Source organism: Bacillus mexicanus, assembly GCF_050445615.1.
In the GTDB taxonomy this organism is placed as follows: domain Bacteria; phylum Bacillota; class Bacilli; order Bacillales; family Bacillaceae; genus Bacillus; species Bacillus mexicanus.
Map to the genome: position 1 here is coordinate 1,241,044 of NZ_JBCEYV010000001.1, position 18,002 is coordinate 1,259,045.

Consider the following 18,002-nt stretch of genomic DNA (forward strand, 5'->3'; position numbering starts at 1 on the left):
CATTGTAAACGCTTTTTTCAATTTACGCAACTAAAATCATTCAAATTCATTCAATAACTATCAAAATCTTTCACGTTTCTCCATATTAACGTATGTCTATAGGGTTTGTAAACTGTAAATTCGACAAAACTAAGGACAATTGTATGACATTTTCTTCTTATTTTGATGAAAAAAGTCTTTTATATTCATAGTAAAAAAACGCGCATAAAAAACCTCATGCATGTCGCATGAGGTTACTCGTAACGCAGCGCTTCGATCGGATCAAGCTTTGCGGCTTTATTTGCGGGAAGCATGCCGAAAATAACACCAATAAGCATACTGAACAGCACACCTCCGGCTACAACCTGCCAGGATATGAGGGACGGCCAGCCCGCGATGGCAGAAACAAGCGAGGCTCCTCCATATCCGATTGCAATCCCAATGAGACCGCCGATAAGCGTTAATACGACTGATTCAATTAAAAACTGAGTCAGAATCTGCCCCCTTGTCGCACCGAGTGATTTTCTGATTCCAATCTCTCGTGTCCGTTCTGTAACCGATACGAGCATAATATTCATGACACCGATTCCGCCGACCAGAAGAGAAATGCCAGCAATCGAACCGATAATCGTCGTCATAATCGCCGTTATTTTGCCAATTCCGGCCGCAATCTCTTCCATATTCATCACTTGATACGAATCCTCTGTGCCATGATTGTCATTGACCAGCTGTGCCGCTTCTTTCCCAGCTGATTTTATGTCGTCTGCTGATTCGACTTGCAATGATACGTTACTGAAATCATTTGATCCAAAAGAGGATTTCATCATATTAAATGGCACATACATTTCACTTAAACCGAAAGAAAGCAAGCCAGTTTCTTTTTTCAGCACTCCGATAATTTCAACGGGCTGTCCGTTAATCCAGACTACTTCACCGAGAGGAGAAGTTTTATCAAACAGCTCTTCAGCCATCTTTTGGGAAATAACTCCTGCTCTTTTCCCCGCGAGAAAATCATTATCGGTAAATGTTCTGCCTCTTTCGATTTCTAAAGAATTGACCTTCATGTATCCATCGTTTATTCCATTAATCGTAACATCGGTTTCTTCCTCATGATAACGCGCTGTCATACTTTCAGAAGTTGAGGCAACGACTTGTTTGATGCCCTCTATCTCTTTTAAACCTTTAATATCGTTTTCTGTAAAAGTAGATTCCGCTACAGCGTTCGGATTGCTTGCAAGTTCCTCATCACTTGGCATATAGTACAGCTCCACGGTATTTCCCGGGCCGCTGATCGACTGCTTCAGCATTTGCTCGCCGCCCTGTCCTACCGCAACGACCACAATGACAGAGCCCACACCGATGATTATGCCGAGCATCGTTAAGATCGAACGCATTTTATGAGCAAGGACAGAACTTAGAGCCATTCTGATGTTCTCTAGCAGGCTCATTCTCCCACGCTCCTTTGTCCGGAGCTGGCAGGAACAATGCGGCCGTCACGCACCATGACGATACGATTCGTACAATCTGCAACTTCTGGCTCGTGAGTAACAAGAACGATTGTCGTTCCCTCTGCATTTAATGCTGTAAATTGATCCATAATTGCCACGCTTGTTTTCGTATCCAGCGCGCCGGTCGGTTCATCAGCTAAAATCAATTTTGGTTCATTCACGATCGCCCTTGCAATCGCCACCCGCTGTTTCTGACCGCCCGACAGCTCATTGGGCATGTGAAGCATGCGATCGGCTAATCCGACCTTTTCCAACGCTCTCTCAGCCCGCTCTTGACGTTCTTTTTTGCTTATACCGGAATAAATCATCGGCAGCTCAACATTTTTTTTGGCATTCAGCCGCGGAAGAAGCTGAAACTGCTGAAATACAAAACCGATGGACTGGTTACGGACTGCGGCTAGTTCTTTCTCTTTATATGAGGAAATATCTTCGCCGTCTAATTTATACATGCCCGAAGTCGGCCGATCAAGACAGCCGATGATATTCATGATCGTCGATTTCCCTGATCCTGACGGCCCCATAATGGACACATACTCCCCTTGTTGAATGTCAAGATGAATGGAATGGAGAACATCAAACGTTTCCCTGCCGATCTGATAGCTTTTTCGCACATTTGAAAGCTGAATCATTTATGCTTTCACTTCCGTTCCATCGGTCACTTGATCAGAAGGATTCAAAATGACTTGATCGTCTTGAGAAATTCCTTCTTTAATTTCTGTTTGACCATCAGTTACTTCACCGATTTTGACATCAACTCGATTTGCTTTTCCGTCTTTTACTGTATATACATAATATTGATTATCTTCTTTTTTAACTGCCTTTGAAGGAAGTGTATTTGCTTTTCGCTTATCTGTTTCAATGTTCATTATGAACTTAAATCCAGGCTTTCCTTCTGGGAGATTTCCCTTTATTTTCACTTGAAGCGGGTATTGAACTGCTTGTTCTGTTCCTTGTGCCCCAGTGCTTTCCTGCTGATCCGGAACAAGTCCGACTGCTGAAACCGTGCCTTTCCAAGTTTTATCCTGGATAACATCTGAAGTAAGTGTGACCTTCTGGCCTTTTTTGACTTTCAGAGTGTCGTATTCAGACAATTTTCCTGAGACGATAAGATCTTTCGGGTTGCCAATATGTATGACGGGCTCTTGCATATCTGATTTTTTGGATGCTGCTTCCTGGTTGACAGAAATAACAGTGCCTTCAATTTCGCTTTTCACTTGAAGGTCTGATACCCGATTGGCAAGTGACTGCCGCTGAAGCTCGGTTTGTTTTAATTCGATCTCAGCGGTTTTTTTCTGCATTTGAAGCTCCGTACGCTCAGAGTTCATTTGTTTTTCTGCTTCTTTCTTTCCAACTTGTTTTTCCAGTTCTTTTTGTTTGCTGTCCAACGCTTTTATCTTTTCTTGAGTTTGGTCAATTTGAAGCTGGTTCGATTCAGCGGTCAGCTGATTCTGTTCTTTTTCCAGGCTCAGCTGCTCATTTGTATAGGTGACTAAAGGCGTGCCCTTTTTAACTTTGTCGCCTTCCTTCACTTTTATGTCTCCTAATGTCCCTTTATCCGCTTCGTAAAAGACATACTGTTCATTTGAAAATTTAAGTGCGCCGGGAACCATCACCGTTGTCGACATTTCTTTTTCTTCGAGGCTTCCTGTCAGTACCTTCTGTTCGGCGCTGCCGCTTGCCGGAGCGGCAGACCGGTAAATATTAATTCCAATAAAAAGAGCGACTAAAACGGCAATTCCAATTCCGATCCAGACTTTTTTCATGAGTTTATGCACCTGCCACAGAATTGATTAAACCTGCAAAGAATGAAAATGCGACCACAATAACGAAAAGAATAATCGCTGAAATCCATCCTGCTTTTTTTGAGATGCCGCCTGTTTTGTGGAGTCCAATGGCCAGCAATACATAGCTCCAAATATTGAATATCTCCAAGGTATTTAACACGTTGGCAAGAGCCCCGTTAGCCGGATTAATAAGTCCTGCCAGTGACGTCACGCTGTAAAGCGGATTTGCATTCGTCGTAAAATTAACGATTCCGTTGATCAGTAATCCAAGACTGCTAATCAAAGAAACAAATAGACCGAGAGAAAGCATTTTTTTGTATGTCGTAACCCCGCCTGATATTTTGACACAGAGCCAATAAATGAGAGGAGCAATAAATAATGCTGCGATACCGCCGAAAATACTTCCTGCCAGCGCTCCAAATTTGGTGATAGCTGCAACAGTTGCAATTTCTTCGGCTGTTAACCCGTTAGTATTTGCGGTGTTTTTCAACAATTCAATATAATTCGTACCGAGTGATTGCAGCACAGCCCCAACGATAATCATCACTGCAACAATAAGCAGCGGGCCCCATACAACTGGTCTTTCTCTTATCCTTTTAAACTGTATAGCCGGATTTGTGATTACTCCAAAAAATGACGGCTTTTCAGTCGCCGTTCCGCTGTTTTTTTCTACATTTGTTTCCATTTCAAGACCTCCTTGAGAATATCTAACAGCTAATACGGGAAAGGTCCTTAAAAAGTTTCATGTTTTTCTAATAAATTTCCAAAAGCCTTCAATATAGAACTGAACGCATTTTATATTGTTCTATCCCTGTACCGGATTGCGCTTTCTCAAAGCCGGCATTGATGCCTTCTTTCGTGAGCAGTTGTTTCCGTTTTTTTCTGCCTTTTATATCCGGCCGCTCGGGGCTTTCATCATCTCTTCGTCTGAAGCATTCTTGTGTCTAAAATGAATATTTTCCCATGATGGTCCTACAGAAAATAAATGTTTCTTATCTCACAATGGGGATTTGAGCGCGCAGATTCCCTTGCTTTTAGAAAGTTCCATATGCAGAATAAACACTTACAGAAAATCATTGTATGCTGTAGATACGTGGGGATATGCGAATAACAAAAAACCGGATGGCTAATGCCGTCCGGTTTTCATCCGCCGCTGACCGGCGGAATGATAGCTACCGTGTCACCTGAAGATATGGGGGTGTTTTCTTTTACATAGCTTTCATTAACGGCAAGCATAGCAGTATCAATGGATTCAAGGCCGTATTGTTCTTTTAAACTCGCTTTTATTTCGTCTGTCGTTGCCTGTTCCCTATCTATTTCCACCACTTGTGTGCCTGCCTGTTCAGCAAGCCCTGCAAATAAAAGAATTTTAATCATGCTACTCTCCCTCGCTTACATTTGGTTTTCCGTTTGGGTAAGCTGTTGTTTCAAGCTGGTCGCCGATCCATTGCTCACCATCTTCCCAAATTTCTTTTTTCCAAATTGGCACAATCTGTTTAATTCGTTCGATCGCATACTCATTGGCTTCATAGGCGGCTTTTCGATGGGGAGAAGCTACAGCGATCACAACTGCTGCTTCACCGATATCCAGCACACCTATACGGTGCGTGATTGCGGCTTGGGCACCTTCCCATTTTTCTTCAATTTCAGCACCAATTTGAGCCAGCATTTGCACGGCCATCGGTTCATATGCCTCATATTCCAGCCGGACTGTTCTTTTTCCATTTGTCCATTCCCGAACCGTGCCAATAAATGTGGTAATCGCCCCAGCTTCCCGTTTCTCTACTTTTTTGATGATGTCCTCAGTAACAATGGGTGTTTTCGTAATCTCAAACCTTTCCATTATGCAGATTCTCCCTTCAGCTGTGAAAGCACAAAATCCACAGCAACCGGATCATCCGCATGAAAAACGGGTAATCCCTGATGCTCTGTCATATGCTCTTTTTTTCTATAGATGATGGCGATTGTATTTGCTGCCTGCAGCGCTTCTAAATCTTCCTTTCTCCTTAGTATAACCACTTTAGGATAAGGAGCTTTTTTAAAGCCTTCAATCAGAAGACAGTCTGTTTCAAGAAACCGATATAATTCGATCAGCCGCGGCAAATCCCAACTTTGGCGGGCTGTCAGCTGTAATACACCAGCACCCTCTACTGATGTCACCTCAGCCCCTGCGGCTTGGTAACGGTCAGTGTCTTTTCCTTCAGTGAACGTTTGCGGCTCACCACCATGACCGTGGTGCTTCAGGCAGCCCAAATGAAGACCCTGTTCAGAGGCTTTTTTAAGAACGCGTTCAATAAATGTTGTTTTCCCGCTGTTTTGAAATCCTACAACTTGGACGATCGGGAAAGGACGGACCAAGGCCACTCACTTCCATTCTCTTCTCTGATGAGCAGCACTTGAACCGTTCGGCCAGATTCATATCCTCTCGTGCCGCCCGGCAGAATAATAAACGCATTTGCTTCTGCAAGTGATGTGACAGAGCTCGACTTATCTAATCCGACGGGAGCCGCTTGCAGTTTCCCTTCCTGATGGTACACGAATGCACGAACAAATCGGGTAAATGGGTTTGGCTTCGGAAAATCCTTAGCCAAAATAGCTTCCGCACAATTCGAATGCGGTGTTTCATTGAGCAGCCACATCTTGATCAACGGTTTAACAAACAGTTCAAAGCCGACATAACATGCCGACGGGTTGCCTGACAACCCAAACAGCAGTTTATCGTTTGCATGTGCCACCGTTGTCACACTGCCCGGGCGCATGGCAACTTTATTAAATAAGACATCCGCTCCGAGTTTTTCATAGATTGCAGGCAAAAAATCAAAATCACCCACTGACACGCCGCCAGTTGTAATCAGAAAATCAACCTTTTCCATCGCATCTTTGACGGCAGTGAAGCTTTTATGCATATCATCAGAAATTTTCCCTAAATAAAGCGGTAATCCGCCTGCTTCCACTACCTGCGCATACACCATACTCGCATTGCTGTTGCGGATTTTCCCTGGCTCTAGCGGATCACTGACATTCAACAATTCAGTACCGGTCGCGATAATTCCAACAACAGGCTTTCTCACCACAGGCACAGATGCATAACCAAAGGTTGCCAGAAGCGCAGTGACTCCTGGTGTCACTCGGGTGCCCTTTCTTAATAAAATGCTCCCTTTTTGAGCATCTTCGCCTGTTTTTGAAATATTATCCCCCGGCTGAAAGCGGCGTTTTAAAGACATAAACGCCTTCCCATTCTCCTCAAAGGTTTGAGTAAGCTCAATCATAACGACTGCATCTGCCTCCTCAGGGATTTGCGCGCCAGTCATAATTCGAACGGCCTGAAACGGGGCAAGTTTTTTTTCAGATACAGCTCCCGCTCCTATATGGTCAACGACATCAAACCGAACTGGATTTTCACGTGAAGCTTCTTCTGTATCACACGCTCTGACAGCAAAACCATCGTAAGGTGAACGATCAAATGCGGGTACGTGGTGATCCGCTGTTACATCTTCAGCCAAAAATCGATGCAGGCTTTCTTCAAGCGCCACCCACTCTGTTTCCCCTTGTTTTTGAAAGTGGCTGACACGCCGAACTGCCTCGTCTACCGGTATAGGTGTTCTTTTCTCCAGCATTCTGACCCCTCCTGTTGTTACAATCCAATTATTCTTGCCAACACGGAATTCGCTTCTTTCGCATCATTTGTTCCATGCACCAGTGCCCGTCCGTCATTGAAAATAACGATCCTGAAATTTTCGTAAAAAATATGCAGCAAAAACGCATTGGCCTCTACCTTGCCAATGGCTTTCAGCCGATTGATGAGTTCCTGTTTCGGAATTCTTTTTAATGACTCCGACCTTACTTGAACCGTATCACGGCCGCACAGCACAGCGGCTTTTGGTGTGTTCCAGTCTAGGAGATAAGGATAAATTGCATGTGCTCCGCAAGATGGGCAATCCTCACGGCGCACATGATCAACATTAATTTTCATATGTGAATTGTTCCAGACATCGAATGTCACAAAACCGTGCTGTATCGCTTCTGGTTGACCAGTTAACAGCTTTAAAGCCTCAGCCTGCTGATAGGCAGATACAATATGCACAGCGGGCGGAATGATGCCGGCTGTATCACATGTCGCCCCGCCGACAGGAATTTGCTCAAACAAACAAGACAGACAAGGGGTTTCTCCCGGAATGATCGTCATGAACATTCCTTGGCTGCTCACACAGGCGCCATAGACCCACGGTGTCTTTGTTTTCTGGGCAAGGTCATTGATCAGCATGCGGGTTTCAAAGTTATCTGTCGCGTCGATCACGATATCTGCTTTTTCAATCAGCGGTGTAAGCGTTTCAGCTGTTCCTTCAGTTACATATGCTTCAATATGTATTTTGCTGTTAATCGCTGACAGATGCTCTTTGGCAGCCATAGCTTTCGGCATACGGAGCTTGGCATCGCTTTCTGTATAAAGCTGCTGCCTTTGAAGATTGCTCCACTCTACATAGTCACGATCAATAATGGTCATAGTGCCGACTCCCGCCCTCGCAAGCCCTTCAGCTCCTGCTGTCCCGAGCGCTCCAGCCCCGACAACCAGCACATGGCTGTCTGTCAGTCTTTTCTGTCCTTTTTCCCCTATTTGCTTAAATCTGATTTGCCGTGAATAACGCTCCTCCATCAAACCTGTTCTCCTTATCTTTTATGGTATTTTAACATGTATTTGTCCCCTCAGTCCTGCCTGAAGGAGTTCGTTGTTTCTTCCATATACTTAAAATCATCACGGGTGTTAACGTTAATAAACTCCGATGGGTTTGCATCGAGCTCTTCAGCCTGTACATAACAAACCGAAATTCGGTCTAACAAATCTGATATTTTTAATTTCTTCTCAGATAGCTGATGATATAGAATGGGCATAATTCGTTTATGGTACACTGCAATCAATGGCTGCTCCCGGCCATTTGAAATTGGAACGACAGCGTCTGTACCGGCAGTCATCAGACGCTTGAGCTTCAGTATCGTTCTTCTTTGTACCAACGGCGCGTCACAAGAAAGAACAGTATAAAGATCACCGTCTGTCTTTTTAAAAGCAGTATATATACCAGCCAATGGCCCCATACCTTGAAACGGCTCAGCATCTTCATACACTTCGCTCTCACCGTTTTCTTGAAATCTATTAATAAACTCGGAACGGCTGATGATAACCGTATGTTCTCCAAGCGCTTTTTTAGCCCATTCGTAAAACATATGGCCTCTCCATTTTACAAATGCCTTCGGCTCTCCAAAGCGCCGTGAGGCTCCCCCTGCCAAAAGTACGTTTATTTGCTTCAAACCTCTCACCTCTATTTCGTTAAAAGCATAGCAAAAGCAAAGCTTCAACGCTACTGCTTGTCTGTTTATTAAAGAGGAATAGCCGTTAAGTATTTGCATATTGTAGTGTTAACATCATGAGGGAGATGGTTCGAATGAAAAGATCAGGTCCTTTTTTCCACGACGTGTCTCAGGAGAACCTATATTTAAAATCAGAGCTTTCCAGATGCCATAAGCTGATTTCCGAATTTGAAGCAAGCTACTTCCATCAGAAACATAACAAACTTCTCAAAGAAAATAATGTGATGAAAGAAAAACTTCAACAGCTGTCTGCCGAGTTAACCCAAATGTCAACGAAAGAAAAACACACCTCTCACACCAGCCAAACCCTGCATCAAATAAGAGCTGAACTGCTTCATAAAATCGTTGTTTTACAGGAACTTCTTTCTGCTGAAACCTATAAACGCAAAGCCGAAATAGAAGAAAAACATAAACTTCATATTACGAACATCAAAATTGAAGAAGAAAATAAAAATCTTCATAAACGAATCAGCCAACTTCACGCCTCTGTTAAGCAGGAGCAGAGCGCACTGCAGCAGGCAAAACAGCAAACTGAATCGGTACAAGACGAAAACAGCCGTCTAAAAGAGCAAATGGCAGAAAAAGAATACCAGCTAAAACATATTAAAGTAGAAGTCGATCATATAAAAGATCGAATTATAGAAACGAAAGAAAGACTGCTCGAAATAGAAAAAACGAAAGAAAAATTATTTCACGAAACTATTATATCGTATAAACGGCAGCTTGATGAAAGCGATGCCTGGATTGCTTCTCATTTTGCCGATATTGATGGCGGCACGCAACAAACAGAAAAAACGGAAGAAGCAGCTTTAGCAGTCTACGCGCAGCCAGATCATGTAGAAAACATACTTGAAAATGTCACCAAACAGATATACGTCCTTCAAAAACAGCTTTCCCGCGCCCAATCATCAGATCAGGACATGAGCCAGACAATTGAAGAACTCAAAAGCAAAGCCGCTGAGGAAAAGCCTTATCAAAAGTGGGTTTATAAGCTTAATCTCGAAAAAGAAAACAAACCTTCACAGAAAAAAAATCAATAAAAAACTGCTTGATCCATGCCAAGCAGTTTTTCTGAGTGTTTATTCATTTACTGAATCAGCTGATTCAGTTGATTCAATTTCGCCTTCTAAAATGTATTGACCGCGATACGGTTTTTTCACTTCCGGGTACATTTTAATTAAGCTTTGCATAAACGTTGTCATATTAGGGATTTCAAGACCGCTTTCTTTTTCAATCTCCTTTTGAAGCTCGGAACTCTTAATCGCCGCGTTGTGGCGTTTTAATGTTTTAATAGCAGCTTCACGCAGCTTGGCTGCTTTTGATCCCGGTCTTGCCGTCCCTCTTCTTCTTCGTGTTGTTCCGTCTGGTATGCCGGCAGGAAGAGAGGAAATAGGTTGAAGCTGAGGCTGAACAGACTGCTGCTGCGACTGCGGCTGATAGCTTCTGATTTCCTGAGCCGCAAGCTCGGCGAGAACTGGCAAGGAATCAGGTTTTTTTTCAGAACGGAAATCCTTTTTCATGTCGGAAGGGCTTCCATTTCTGTCCAGCTCTCTTAATTTTGCATATATTTTATCACGTTCAATTTGATATTCACGAATGACTTTCACTTCAGCTTCATTTAATTGTTCTAACCGTAAGCGCAAAGCTTCTCTTTCATTAAACATTCCTCAATGTACCCCCTATCAAAATTAACATCTTTAATTAAGATATTAGATTACAAAAGTAATTTTATCAACTATTATTTTATCATTTTACTATTAAATTTACTCTATGAAAAACTCCTTATTTTCAGAAAAGTTTAACTTTTAAATCGAGGCCTTTATTCTCAAGGGTTTAAAGCTCTATTAACCCATTTGGTATAATGTTGAAAATATATATTTTACTTACTTCTTTAATGAATTTTAGTGTAATACCTACAATTTTCGAGTCATTAAAATATGAATTTATCTAAAATTGAGGAAAAACATCAAAAAACAGCTATTTTATTGGCATATTCATCAATGTAAATCATCTTTTCCTACACCCAAATTTGGAAAAAAAATCTTCTTACTCTTCTTCGATTGCTTTCTCGCACAAATACAACGATTTAGATGTCTGATCTTTTTCAGCTAGAACGCGGTTCATACGTTTTTCAAGCGTCTTCATCCCCCTTCCGTCAGTTTGGTAGTGACGGATCTGTCCTATTTGGTCAAACACATAGGGTTAAGACATGATTACTATCGATAAAAATCGGCTGAGTATGTCATGTGCAACAGTTTCATTTTACTCAGATCAAGATCATCTTCGGAACGAGGCATATGTACAGCTGCAACATTCGATTTATCTTGATAGTTAGCACGAAAGTCATTTACTTGCGGTATCGCTTCTTTGCACAGATGGCAGCTGATGGAGCAAAAATGGATTGTCGGTTTTCCCCCCGATCAATTGCTCTCTCGTTACTTCAACATTAAACCAAGCTTTTCCCCCAGTCACTCAGGCATTGGCTGTCATCATACCATCGCTTAATCAAAAAGGCCTAACGAATAGTTAGACCTTTTTTTGCGCTTTGAAAGTATTAAAGTATTTTTTGGCCTGGTTTCCAATTCGCCGGGCTTAATCCGCCAGTTTGCAGCGCCTGTAGAACACGAAGCGTCTCATCAACATCGCGGCCAATATTGTTATGGAAAACAGTTTGATATTGGAGTTCGCCTTCAGGATTGATAATAAACAATCCGCGCAAGGCAACACCTTCTTCTTTGATTAAAATTCCATATTCACGGGATACTTCGTGATTTGTATCGGCAGCAAGAGGATCATTCAGCTGGCCAAGACCGTTTTCTTTGCGGCCCGTGTTTATCCATGCCAAATGGGTATGGATTATATCAGTAGAAACTCCGATAACCTCTGAATCAAGCTCTTCAAACTCGTCATAGCGGTCAGAGATGGCTGTAATTTCTGTCGGACAAACAAAAGTGAAATCCATTGGATAGAAGAACAGCACTGTCCATTTGTTACTATTTTATGTTTTCCTCAGGACTTACTTTGCCAAATTCTTTACTTGCAAGGACTGCTTCCATTTCAAAACGAGGAGCTTGTTTACCTAGCATCCGTTCTGGCATATGTATCCCTCCAAAGGGTATTTGTCTAAATTTCTTTCATATCATTACAATATCCATTATATAGAAACGGAATCCACAAGAGAATTTTCACCAAATAAAGTTTATCTTTGGAATCAATATGTTTGAATAAAGTGTTTAACATATCCGAATAAAGGGTAAGGTCAATATGCAGCAATCCATTCAGAAAAGAGGCTCTAAAATGAATTTCATGAAACAATATGATTGGGCAGGACTGATTACAAATACCGGTATACTGCTCATTAAACTTATCATTATGGTATTGATCTATTTTATCGTTCGATCGATAGGCATGAAAATTATTAAACATCTGTTTGCAAAATTCGAGGAGCAGCACAGCTTGTCTATCGGGCGTGCCCATACACTACGAAGCTTGACTCTTAATATATTTTCTTACATATTGATTTTTATATTTTGTGTCATGGTTCTCGATTTGTTCCATTACAACCCAAGCGCTCTTTTAGCGGGAGCGGGAGTTGTAGGACTCGCTGTTGGATTTGGCGCCCAAGGCCTTGTCAGCGACGTCGTAACAGGTTTTTTTATTTTGCTTGAAAAACAATTAGATGTCGGTGACTATATTACCGTTTCCGGATTTGATGGAATTGTCGAGCAAGTTGGCTTAAGAACAACTCAAATCCGTAGCTTTGACGGAACGCTTCATTATATCCCAAACAGAAACATTACAAATGTGAGCAATCATTCGCGGGGAACAATGCAGGCTCTGGTTGATATCACAGTGCCAGCTGAAAGAAACATTGATGAAACGATTCGTATTTTACAGCAAGTATGTGATGAGACAGCTGCCGATCTCCCGCAAATAAAAGAAGGCCCTGATGTCATCGGAGTTCAAGAACTGGGCACTTCTGAAATTGTAATCAGAGTCATTGCCAAAACAGAAAATATGGAACAATGGCGGGTCGAACGAATGCTTAGAAAGGATATAAAAAACGCGCTTGACCGTGCGTTTCCTAAAGAAGCAGAGTAAAAAACCGAAGCTTTTTGCTTCGGTTTTTATTTACTGCATTCTATTTTCTACTGCACTGCAAACTTCTTCAGCAGTCATCCCGGAAGCTGTAATAACTGGTGCTTGTGTTACCGTATCCGCTATCCCTTGCACATTATTATCAAGTCCTGTTACGACACAGCAGTCACAGCCTTTTGCATCAGCAGGACTTTTCATCATGACAACGTCATAACCTTTTTCTTTCAATGCAGCTTCTACGTCTGATAACGATTGTTCAATTCCAATTTTTTTAGACATCTTTGAACACCTCCGTTTACTAGAGTGCTCATTTTATGGAATTTTATTCTTTCATTTATACTTAATTGGCATAAACAGAAAAATAGCCTGTCATGACGTTAACCGCTGTTTCTATCGCATTTTCATCGGGGTCCAGCTTTGCATGATGAAGCCCATGTTCAGAGTCAGCACCGAGCCAGAACATAAATCCGGGATATTTTTTCAGCATGTAGCCGAAATCTTCTCCGGTCATTGCTTCTTTTGCTTCGATTACTGTTGCCAGCTGACGTTCAGCAACAAAAGACATAAATTCTTCTGTCAGTCCGCTCGTATTATAAACTTGGTGATACACAGAAGGATAGGTCACTTTTCCTTTGCAGCGGAACCCAATTTCGATTCCTTTTACCAAATCTTCAATCCGTTCCTTTACCTGCTTCATCGATTCTTCAGAAAGCGTGCGGATCGTGCCCTCCAAGTGCGCTGTTTGAGCGATAATATTTTGCGCTGAGCCGCCGGTAATCGTACCAACTGTAATAACGGCACTGTCCAGTGGATCTGTGTTTCTAGAAATGATCGTTTGTAGCTGGGTGACAAGTGTGCTTGCCGCTACAACCATGTCCTCGGCTAAGTGAGGATATGCGGCATGTCCGCCTTTTCCTTCCAGATCGATGACAAGCTCTGATGTATTCGCAAAAAGGAGTCCGCTTTTTGTCGAAATAGTGCCCACAGGCAGCTCTGGGGCAATATGTAAGGCTGTGATCAAATCAGGCTGCCACTTTTTTAATATATCGCTCTCAAGCATAGGTTCTGCGCCGCCAGGCCCTTCTTCTGCCGGCTGGAACAGAAAGAGCAAATCATGTTTGACCGGATGATGGACAAAGTGGTCAATAATGCCGAGTGCAATCGTCATATGCAGATCGTGTCCGCAGGCGTGCATATGTCCATGATGCTCTGATGCGAACGGAAGACCGGTTTGCTCTTCAATGGAAAGCGCATCGATATCCGCTCTGTACGCCAGCATTTTTTCCGGCGCCGTCCCATTCACCTTTACAAAAAGCCCCGTTCTCCATTTCTCAATTTCAATTCTGTCTTGGGGATATTTTTCTAAAACATTTAATAAATACTGCTGGGTTTTGAACTCCTGAAATCCAAGCTCCGGTATACGGTGCAGATCCCTGCGGATTGCGATGAGCTCCTTTTTCTTCATCTTTATTCCTCCTGCCTATACGAATAAGGCGTGGATATATTATCCACGCCTTTTTTATCAAACCATTCCTTACAGCTGGCGTAATTCCTGCTTGATTTCAGTTTTGCCTTTTGTTTTTTCATCAATTTCTTTGATTTTTTTAGCAGGTGTACCTGCAACGACAGTGTACGGCTCAACATCGTTCACTACGATCGCTCCCGCGGCAACAACGGCTCCTTTTCCTACTGTTACGCCTTCAAGCACAACAGCATTTGCGCCGATCACAACATCGTCTTCGATGACAACCGGTTTAGCGGATGGCGGCTCAATAACGCCCGCAAGAACAGAGCCAGCTCCAATGTGGCAGTTCTTACCAACTGTAGCTCGTCCGCCAAGGACCACGTTCATATCAATCATTGTTCCTTCACCGATGACTGAACCAATATTGATAGAAGCACCCATCATGATGACTGCATTATCGCCGATTTCAACTTGGTCGCGGATGATTGCACCAGGCTCGATACGCGCTTTAATATTTTTGAGATCAAGCATTGGAATCGCAGAATTGCGGCGATCATTTTCAACCACATAGTCTTCGATTTTGCTTTGATTTTCTTCAATTGCTGTTTGGATTTCGCTCCATTCACCGAAAACAACACCAGTGCTTCCGTTGATAAAAGCTTTAGCAGATTCTCCGAAATTGATTCCTTCCAGCTCACCTTTCACGTAAACTTTTACAGGTGTAGATTTTGTACTATTTTGAATAAATGAAATAATTTCATTTGCGTCCATCATTTTCATATGTATAGTCCTCCTCCTGATTTTCTACCTCATTACTGTATCAAAGGAAAGATGCAAAGACAAGAAAAAAAGGAACAGCCGCTTGAGCAGTTCCTAGTGGTGGTCAGACAGCGTAGCCGCTTTTCTTTGCGAATTGTCTCCCGAACTCCATTAATTCTTCCTCTTCTTCACCTTCCGGATTATTTTCGATTTTTACTGAAGGCAGCACAATTTCGCCTCCGCATTCTTTTATTTTTGCTTCGAGTGTATCAACGGCTCCGCAGAAAAATTCATATGCTGTATCACCAGAACCGAATACAGCGCATGTTTTACCGGAAAAATCAATCTCATCCATATCTTCAGCAAGGTCTAAAAATTCATCAGGCAGATCTCCGTCTCCCCATGTATAAGTCCCCATTATAATATAATCATAGTCGTTAAACAGCTGTGCATCCTTAATATCCATCGCTTCGAAACGGTCCGCTTCCGCTTCAGCCTCCTGAAGCCCTTTTTCAATCAAATCTGCCATCGCTTCAGTGTTACCTGACATTGTTGCATAAACGAGCAAAATCTTCGCCAATTCTTGATGCCTCCTCTAATGAATCATTGCAGAAACTTCGTACGGCTGGACAAATTTACATTCATATAAGCCCGCACAAAAGAAATTCTCTTTCTGATTGGCCACTCTCCATCCATGTCCCTTAATGGTATCGAACCATTTTAACGACCGGGCTTCGAGATCAGCCCGGTAAATTCTTGAATAACCATTTTCATCTTGCGTTGTAGAGACATATATAATTCCATCATCCTCTGAAAGATCAAGAAACGATTCTTCTTTTCTAATCATGCTGGATTGCATGTTAAACTCTTCATCAGTCAGCATATTGCGTACAGTGACAGCACCGTGCTTTCCTTTCACAGAACCCATCGCCGCCACCAGCCATTTTTCATGAAATACGAGCATAGATGCCGTCATTCGAGTTTCCTCTTTCTTAACAATTTGGACAGTATCATGGGTAAGGTCATAAGCCCAAATGCCTCCAAAATTTTCGTGTATTTGCGTTCCGATGAAAAGACTGCCGCCATGCAGGCACAGCGAACGGATAACAGGCGGGTTATGAAATCCGCAAAAGGTTTGGCTACGCGCCATGTAACCCCAAAATCATCCGATACATAAATGCAGTGCTTGCCATGGGCGCAAACCCGTCGTTTCGGCCGGTAATCGTCCACACTGCTGCATTTGTGGGAAAGCTCGACATCGTCCAGGTTTTCCCTTCGTCAGACGAACGTATGACCGCACCTTTTTCACCGACCCCGAATAAGTAAGGCCCTATGTAGCTGATGCAATGTATTTTGCTTTTCAAACGAAAAAGCTTTTTCCAGCCCTGTTCCAAAGAATAATGAAAAATGCCTTCTCTTTGTACCGCCACAAAATAACCGGAAAATGCAGATGCCGTGACAGCAGTCGCACCTTTATGAAACATGGCTTTTTTCCTTGTTTATATAATCAGCCCAAGCAAGAAAACCTTTCGCAAACGCTCGGCAGCTTTCTATATCTTCATCTGTTTCAGGCGCCAGTTCGATTTTCAATGTTTCCTGGTAAACAGCAGCTCCCGCCTCTTGCAGCATGGAACTGAACAAATTGACCGCTTCACAAAACTTTGGATATGAATAATCTCCAGAGCCGAAGCAGGCTGTTTTTAAGCCATTAAGCTGAAGCTGTTTGACCTCTTCAAAAAAATCCTCCGCTTCGTAAGGCAAATCTCCATCTCCCCATGTATAGGTGCCAATCAGCACATAATCGTAGGATGTCAAAGCAGTTACATCTACATCATCAATCTCGATACAGTCAATGTCCAACTCATTTTCTTGAAGTGTATCTCTTATAATCACAGCAATGTCTTCTGTATTTCCTGACATGCTGGCATATGTAATCAAGGCTTTAGCCATGTTATCACCCCATCAATTGATAATGATTTTCAATATCATATAAACCACTTTAAATGATAATGATTTTCATTGTCAATATGAAAATAAAAAAGACAGCACATATCGCTGTCTTAAAATGGATTTTCCTGATCAAGCATATCCTTTATCACTTGAACAAAAGCCTGAACTTGCTTCAGCTCAAAGGCAGGTTCATAGCCTAACAGCCACGTATCCCTTCCAATCGGCTGCCCTTTTGTATCTAACAAAGGCATTTTATTGACCTTATCTTCATTCTGAAGGGTAACAGACGGCAAAATGGCATAACCGATTCCGTGCAGCGCCATCTGTTTGCACGTCTCAATCTGATCAACCAATATCGTTTGTTTTGGAGAGGTTTTAAATTTTTGGTGCCACCAATGCTGAATTTCCTGAAAATAAGTACTATCGCTTTTAAATTGGATAAACGGTCGTTCTGTATAGGCGATATCTTCGATGCAGGAAATTTCAGTGTCCACTAAATACAGGTGGTCTGTCATTAAATAATCTTTACGGCCTTTCCACTCTGGGTTGCCTCTTATAATGCCGATATGAACGTGATCCTCATATAAGCTTTTCAACATTTCGCTGCTCCATCCAGTAATGAGCGAGATCTTTGCATTCGGATACTTTTCTACATACGTCTTCAAAACTTTAGGAAGCCAATGCTGGCCGATTATGGAAGCGACGGCAAGCTTCAATGTGCCGTGAATTTCACCTTCAAGCTCATCAATGTTTTCTCTTATTCTTTCCTGCTCTAACGTCGCATCATTCGCAAACTGGATGATTTTCTCTCCGGCCGGCGTTACCGTTAATCCTTTTTGGGATCTTAAAAAGATTTTTGTGCCCCACGCCTTTTCAATTGTTTGTAAGCGCTGAGATAGAGCCGGCTGCGATACAAAAAGCCGTTCCGCCGCCTTTCTCATATTTAACTCCTCAGCTAAAACTACGAGCATATGAAGCTCTTGAAGCTGCATGTCGTCCTCCTTTATACGAACTATAAGTTTTTCTTATCTCCTATTCTAATCATTTCTTGGTTTCTGATTCAACCCCTATTCCGATTTAAATTATGTATGCGCT

Annotated in this window: 19 protein-coding genes and 3 pseudogenes; 2 read left to right on the forward strand and 20 right to left on the reverse strand. The window is 42.5% G+C overall.

Features of this window, described 5'->3' with window-relative positions; all coding sequences use genetic code 11:
• Nucleotides 1-233: 233 nt before the first annotated feature.
• The 10 genes from skiZ to AAGG74_RS06580 form a co-directional block, all read right to left on the reverse strand.
• Nucleotides 234-1,427 carry a sporulation-delaying-protein transporter subunit SkiZ gene (gene skiZ, locus AAGG74_RS06535; RefSeq protein ID WP_429674851.1) on the reverse strand — a complete coding sequence of 398 codons (1,194 nt, stop codon included), beginning with the start codon at nt 1,425-1,427 and terminating at the stop codon, nt 234-236.
• The gene (yknY, locus tag AAGG74_RS06540; RefSeq protein ID WP_162101420.1) at nt 1,424-2,116 is read right to left on the reverse strand and encodes an ABC transporter ATP-binding protein YknY; all 693 of its coding nucleotides are present in this window, start codon (nt 2,114-2,116) and stop codon (nt 1,424-1,426) included. Before yknY ends, skiZ begins: the two co-directional genes overlap by 4 nt.
• Nucleotides 2,117-3,250 (reverse strand): efflux RND transporter periplasmic adaptor subunit, encoded by a 1,134-nt coding sequence (locus AAGG74_RS06545; protein WP_429674852.1) that lies wholly within the window; start codon nt 3,248-3,250, stop codon nt 2,117-2,119.
• A 4-nt stretch (nt 3,251-3,254) separates the two neighbouring features.
• A complete protein-coding gene (gene yknW / locus AAGG74_RS06550) occupies nt 3,255-3,956 on the reverse strand; it encodes a YknW family membrane protein (RefSeq protein ID WP_162101418.1) in 702 nt (233 codons plus the stop codon).
• A gap of 458 nt (nt 3,957-4,414) precedes the next feature.
• Entirely contained in the window at nt 4,415-4,648 is a 234-nt protein-coding gene (gene moaD, locus AAGG74_RS06555; protein WP_429674853.1) for a molybdopterin converting factor subunit 1, read from the reverse strand.
• Nucleotide 4,649: 1 nt separating this feature from the next.
• Nucleotides 4,650-5,114, reverse strand: coding sequence for a molybdenum cofactor biosynthesis protein MoaE (locus tag AAGG74_RS06560; protein WP_429674854.1), 465 nt, complete (start codon nt 5,112-5,114; stop codon nt 4,650-4,652).
• A complete protein-coding gene (mobB, locus tag AAGG74_RS06565; RefSeq protein WP_429674855.1) occupies nt 5,114-5,635 on the reverse strand; it encodes a molybdopterin-guanine dinucleotide biosynthesis protein B in 522 nt (173 codons plus the stop codon). The genes AAGG74_RS06560 and mobB overlap by 1 nt, the downstream gene beginning before the upstream one ends.
• Nucleotides 5,596-6,888 (reverse strand): molybdopterin molybdotransferase MoeA, encoded by a 1,293-nt coding sequence (locus tag AAGG74_RS06570; RefSeq protein ID WP_429674856.1) that lies wholly within the window; start codon nt 6,886-6,888, stop codon nt 5,596-5,598. The genes mobB and AAGG74_RS06570 overlap by 40 nt, the downstream gene beginning before the upstream one ends.
• A 17-nt stretch (nt 6,889-6,905) precedes the next feature.
• Nucleotides 6,906-7,925 carry a MoeB/ThiF family adenylyltransferase gene (locus tag AAGG74_RS06575; protein WP_162101413.1) on the reverse strand — a complete coding sequence of 340 codons (1,020 nt, stop codon included), beginning with the start codon at nt 7,923-7,925 and terminating at the stop codon, nt 6,906-6,908.
• 50 nt (nt 7,926-7,975) lie between these two features.
• Nucleotides 7,976-8,575, reverse strand: a complete 600-nt coding sequence (locus AAGG74_RS06580) for a molybdenum cofactor guanylyltransferase (RefSeq protein ID WP_429674857.1) — start codon at nt 8,573-8,575, stop codon at nt 7,976-7,978.
• A gap of 134 nt (nt 8,576-8,709) precedes the next feature.
• Between AAGG74_RS06580 and AAGG74_RS06585 the strand changes: the two genes are divergently transcribed.
• Nucleotides 8,710-9,675, forward strand: coding sequence for a coiled-coil domain-containing protein (locus tag AAGG74_RS06585; protein WP_429674858.1), 966 nt, complete (start codon nt 8,710-8,712; stop codon nt 9,673-9,675).
• 39 nt (nt 9,676-9,714) lie between these two features.
• On the opposite strand, the gene rok is transcribed toward AAGG74_RS06585, so the two are convergent.
• From rok to AAGG74_RS06600, 3 genes and pseudogenes are all read right to left on the reverse strand, one after another.
• Complete coding sequence (rok, locus tag AAGG74_RS06590) at nt 9,715-10,299, reverse strand: transcriptional regulator Rok (RefSeq protein ID WP_162101410.1); 585 nt, start codon at nt 10,297-10,299, stop codon at nt 9,715-9,717.
• 382 nt (nt 10,300-10,681) lie between these two features.
• Nucleotides 10,682-11,115: pseudogene (locus AAGG74_RS06595) on the reverse strand (thioredoxin domain-containing protein).
• A gap of 74 nt (nt 11,116-11,189) precedes the next feature.
• Nucleotides 11,190-11,733, reverse strand: a pseudogene (locus AAGG74_RS06600) (peroxiredoxin).
• Between the two features lie 199 nt (nt 11,734-11,932).
• On the opposite strand from AAGG74_RS06600, the gene AAGG74_RS06605 reads away from it, so the two are divergent.
• A complete protein-coding gene (locus tag AAGG74_RS06605; protein WP_162101409.1) occupies nt 11,933-12,736 on the forward strand; it encodes a mechanosensitive ion channel family protein in 804 nt (267 codons plus the stop codon).
• A 30-nt stretch (nt 12,737-12,766) separates the two neighbouring features.
• Here AAGG74_RS06605 and AAGG74_RS06610 read toward each other — a convergent pair whose 3' ends face one another.
• From AAGG74_RS06610 to ccpC, 7 genes and pseudogenes are all read right to left on the reverse strand, one after another.
• Nucleotides 12,767-13,012: a YkuS family protein gene (locus AAGG74_RS06610; RefSeq protein ID WP_162101408.1), complete on the reverse strand. Its 246-nt coding sequence runs from the start codon at nt 13,010-13,012 to the stop codon at nt 12,767-12,769.
• 61 nt (nt 13,013-13,073) lie between these two features.
• Entirely contained in the window at nt 13,074-14,198 is a 1,125-nt protein-coding gene (locus AAGG74_RS06615; protein ID WP_162101407.1) for an N-acetyldiaminopimelate deacetylase, read from the reverse strand.
• Between the two features lie 69 nt (nt 14,199-14,267).
• Nucleotides 14,268-14,978: a 2,3,4,5-tetrahydropyridine-2,6-dicarboxylate N-acetyltransferase gene (gene dapD / locus AAGG74_RS06620; protein ID WP_429674859.1), complete on the reverse strand. Its 711-nt coding sequence runs from the start codon at nt 14,976-14,978 to the stop codon at nt 14,268-14,270.
• A gap of 103 nt (nt 14,979-15,081) precedes the next feature.
• A complete protein-coding gene (locus tag AAGG74_RS06625) occupies nt 15,082-15,537 on the reverse strand; it encodes a flavodoxin (RefSeq protein WP_429674860.1) in 456 nt (151 codons plus the stop codon).
• A gap of 15 nt (nt 15,538-15,552) precedes the next feature.
• Nucleotides 15,553-16,441: pseudogene (locus AAGG74_RS06630) on the reverse strand (WD40/YVTN/BNR-like repeat-containing protein).
• Nucleotides 16,431-16,907 carry a flavodoxin gene (locus AAGG74_RS06635; RefSeq protein WP_429674861.1) on the reverse strand — a complete coding sequence of 159 codons (477 nt, stop codon included), beginning with the start codon at nt 16,905-16,907 and terminating at the stop codon, nt 16,431-16,433. Before AAGG74_RS06635 ends, AAGG74_RS06630 begins: the two are co-directional and overlap by 11 nt.
• 110 nt (nt 16,908-17,017) lie before the next feature.
• Nucleotides 17,018-17,899, reverse strand: a complete 882-nt coding sequence (ccpC, locus tag AAGG74_RS06640; RefSeq protein WP_162101402.1) for a transcriptional regulator CcpC — start codon at nt 17,897-17,899, stop codon at nt 17,018-17,020.
• Nucleotides 17,900-18,002: the final 103 nt, after the last annotated feature.

Bases quoted from the DNA above. Each gene is read 5' to 3' on its own strand.
- AAGG74_RS06615 (WP_162101407.1), bottom strand. From the start codon at position 14,198: ATGAAGAAAAAGGAGCTCATCGCAATCCGCAGGGATCTGCACCGTATA.
- AAGG74_RS06575 (WP_162101413.1), bottom strand. From the start codon at position 7,925: ATGGAGGAGCGTTATTCACGGCAAATCAGATTTAAGCAAATAGGGGAA.
- ccpC (WP_162101402.1), bottom strand. From the start codon at position 17,899: ATGCAGCTTCAAGAGCTTCATATGCTCGTAGTTTTAGCTGAGGAGTTA.
- AAGG74_RS06605 (WP_162101409.1), top strand. From the start codon at position 11,933: ATGAATTTCATGAAACAATATGATTGGGCAGGACTGATTACAAATACC.
- AAGG74_RS06545 (WP_429674852.1), bottom strand. From the start codon at position 3,250: ATGAAAAAAGTCTGGATCGGAATTGGAATTGCCGTTTTAGTCGCTCTT.
- AAGG74_RS06560 (WP_429674854.1), bottom strand. From the start codon at position 5,114: ATGGAAAGGTTTGAGATTACGAAAACACCCATTGTTACTGAGGACATC.
- yknW (WP_162101418.1), bottom strand. From the start codon at position 3,956: ATGGAAACAAATGTAGAAAAAAACAGCGGAACGGCGACTGAAAAGCCG.
- skiZ (WP_429674851.1), bottom strand. From the start codon at position 1,427: ATGAGCCTGCTAGAGAACATCAGAATGGCTCTAAGTTCTGTCCTTGCT.
- rok (WP_162101410.1), bottom strand. From the start codon at position 10,299: ATGTTTAATGAAAGAGAAGCTTTGCGCTTACGGTTAGAACAATTAAAT.
- yknY (WP_162101420.1), bottom strand. From the start codon at position 2,116: ATGATTCAGCTTTCAAATGTGCGAAAAAGCTATCAGATCGGCAGGGAA.
- AAGG74_RS06610 (WP_162101408.1), bottom strand. From the start codon at position 13,012: ATGTCTAAAAAAATTGGAATTGAACAATCGTTATCAGACGTAGAAGCT.
- AAGG74_RS06585 (WP_429674858.1), top strand. From the start codon at position 8,710: ATGAAAAGATCAGGTCCTTTTTTCCACGACGTGTCTCAGGAGAACCTA.
- AAGG74_RS06570 (WP_429674856.1), bottom strand. From the start codon at position 6,888: ATGCTGGAGAAAAGAACACCTATACCGGTAGACGAGGCAGTTCGGCGT.
- moaD (WP_429674853.1), bottom strand. From the start codon at position 4,648: ATGATTAAAATTCTTTTATTTGCAGGGCTTGCTGAACAGGCAGGCACA.
- dapD (WP_429674859.1), bottom strand. From the start codon at position 14,978: ATGAAAATGATGGACGCAAATGAAATTATTTCATTTATTCAAAATAGT.
- AAGG74_RS06635 (WP_429674861.1), bottom strand. From the start codon at position 16,907: ATGGCTAAAGCCTTGATTACATATGCCAGCATGTCAGGAAATACAGAA.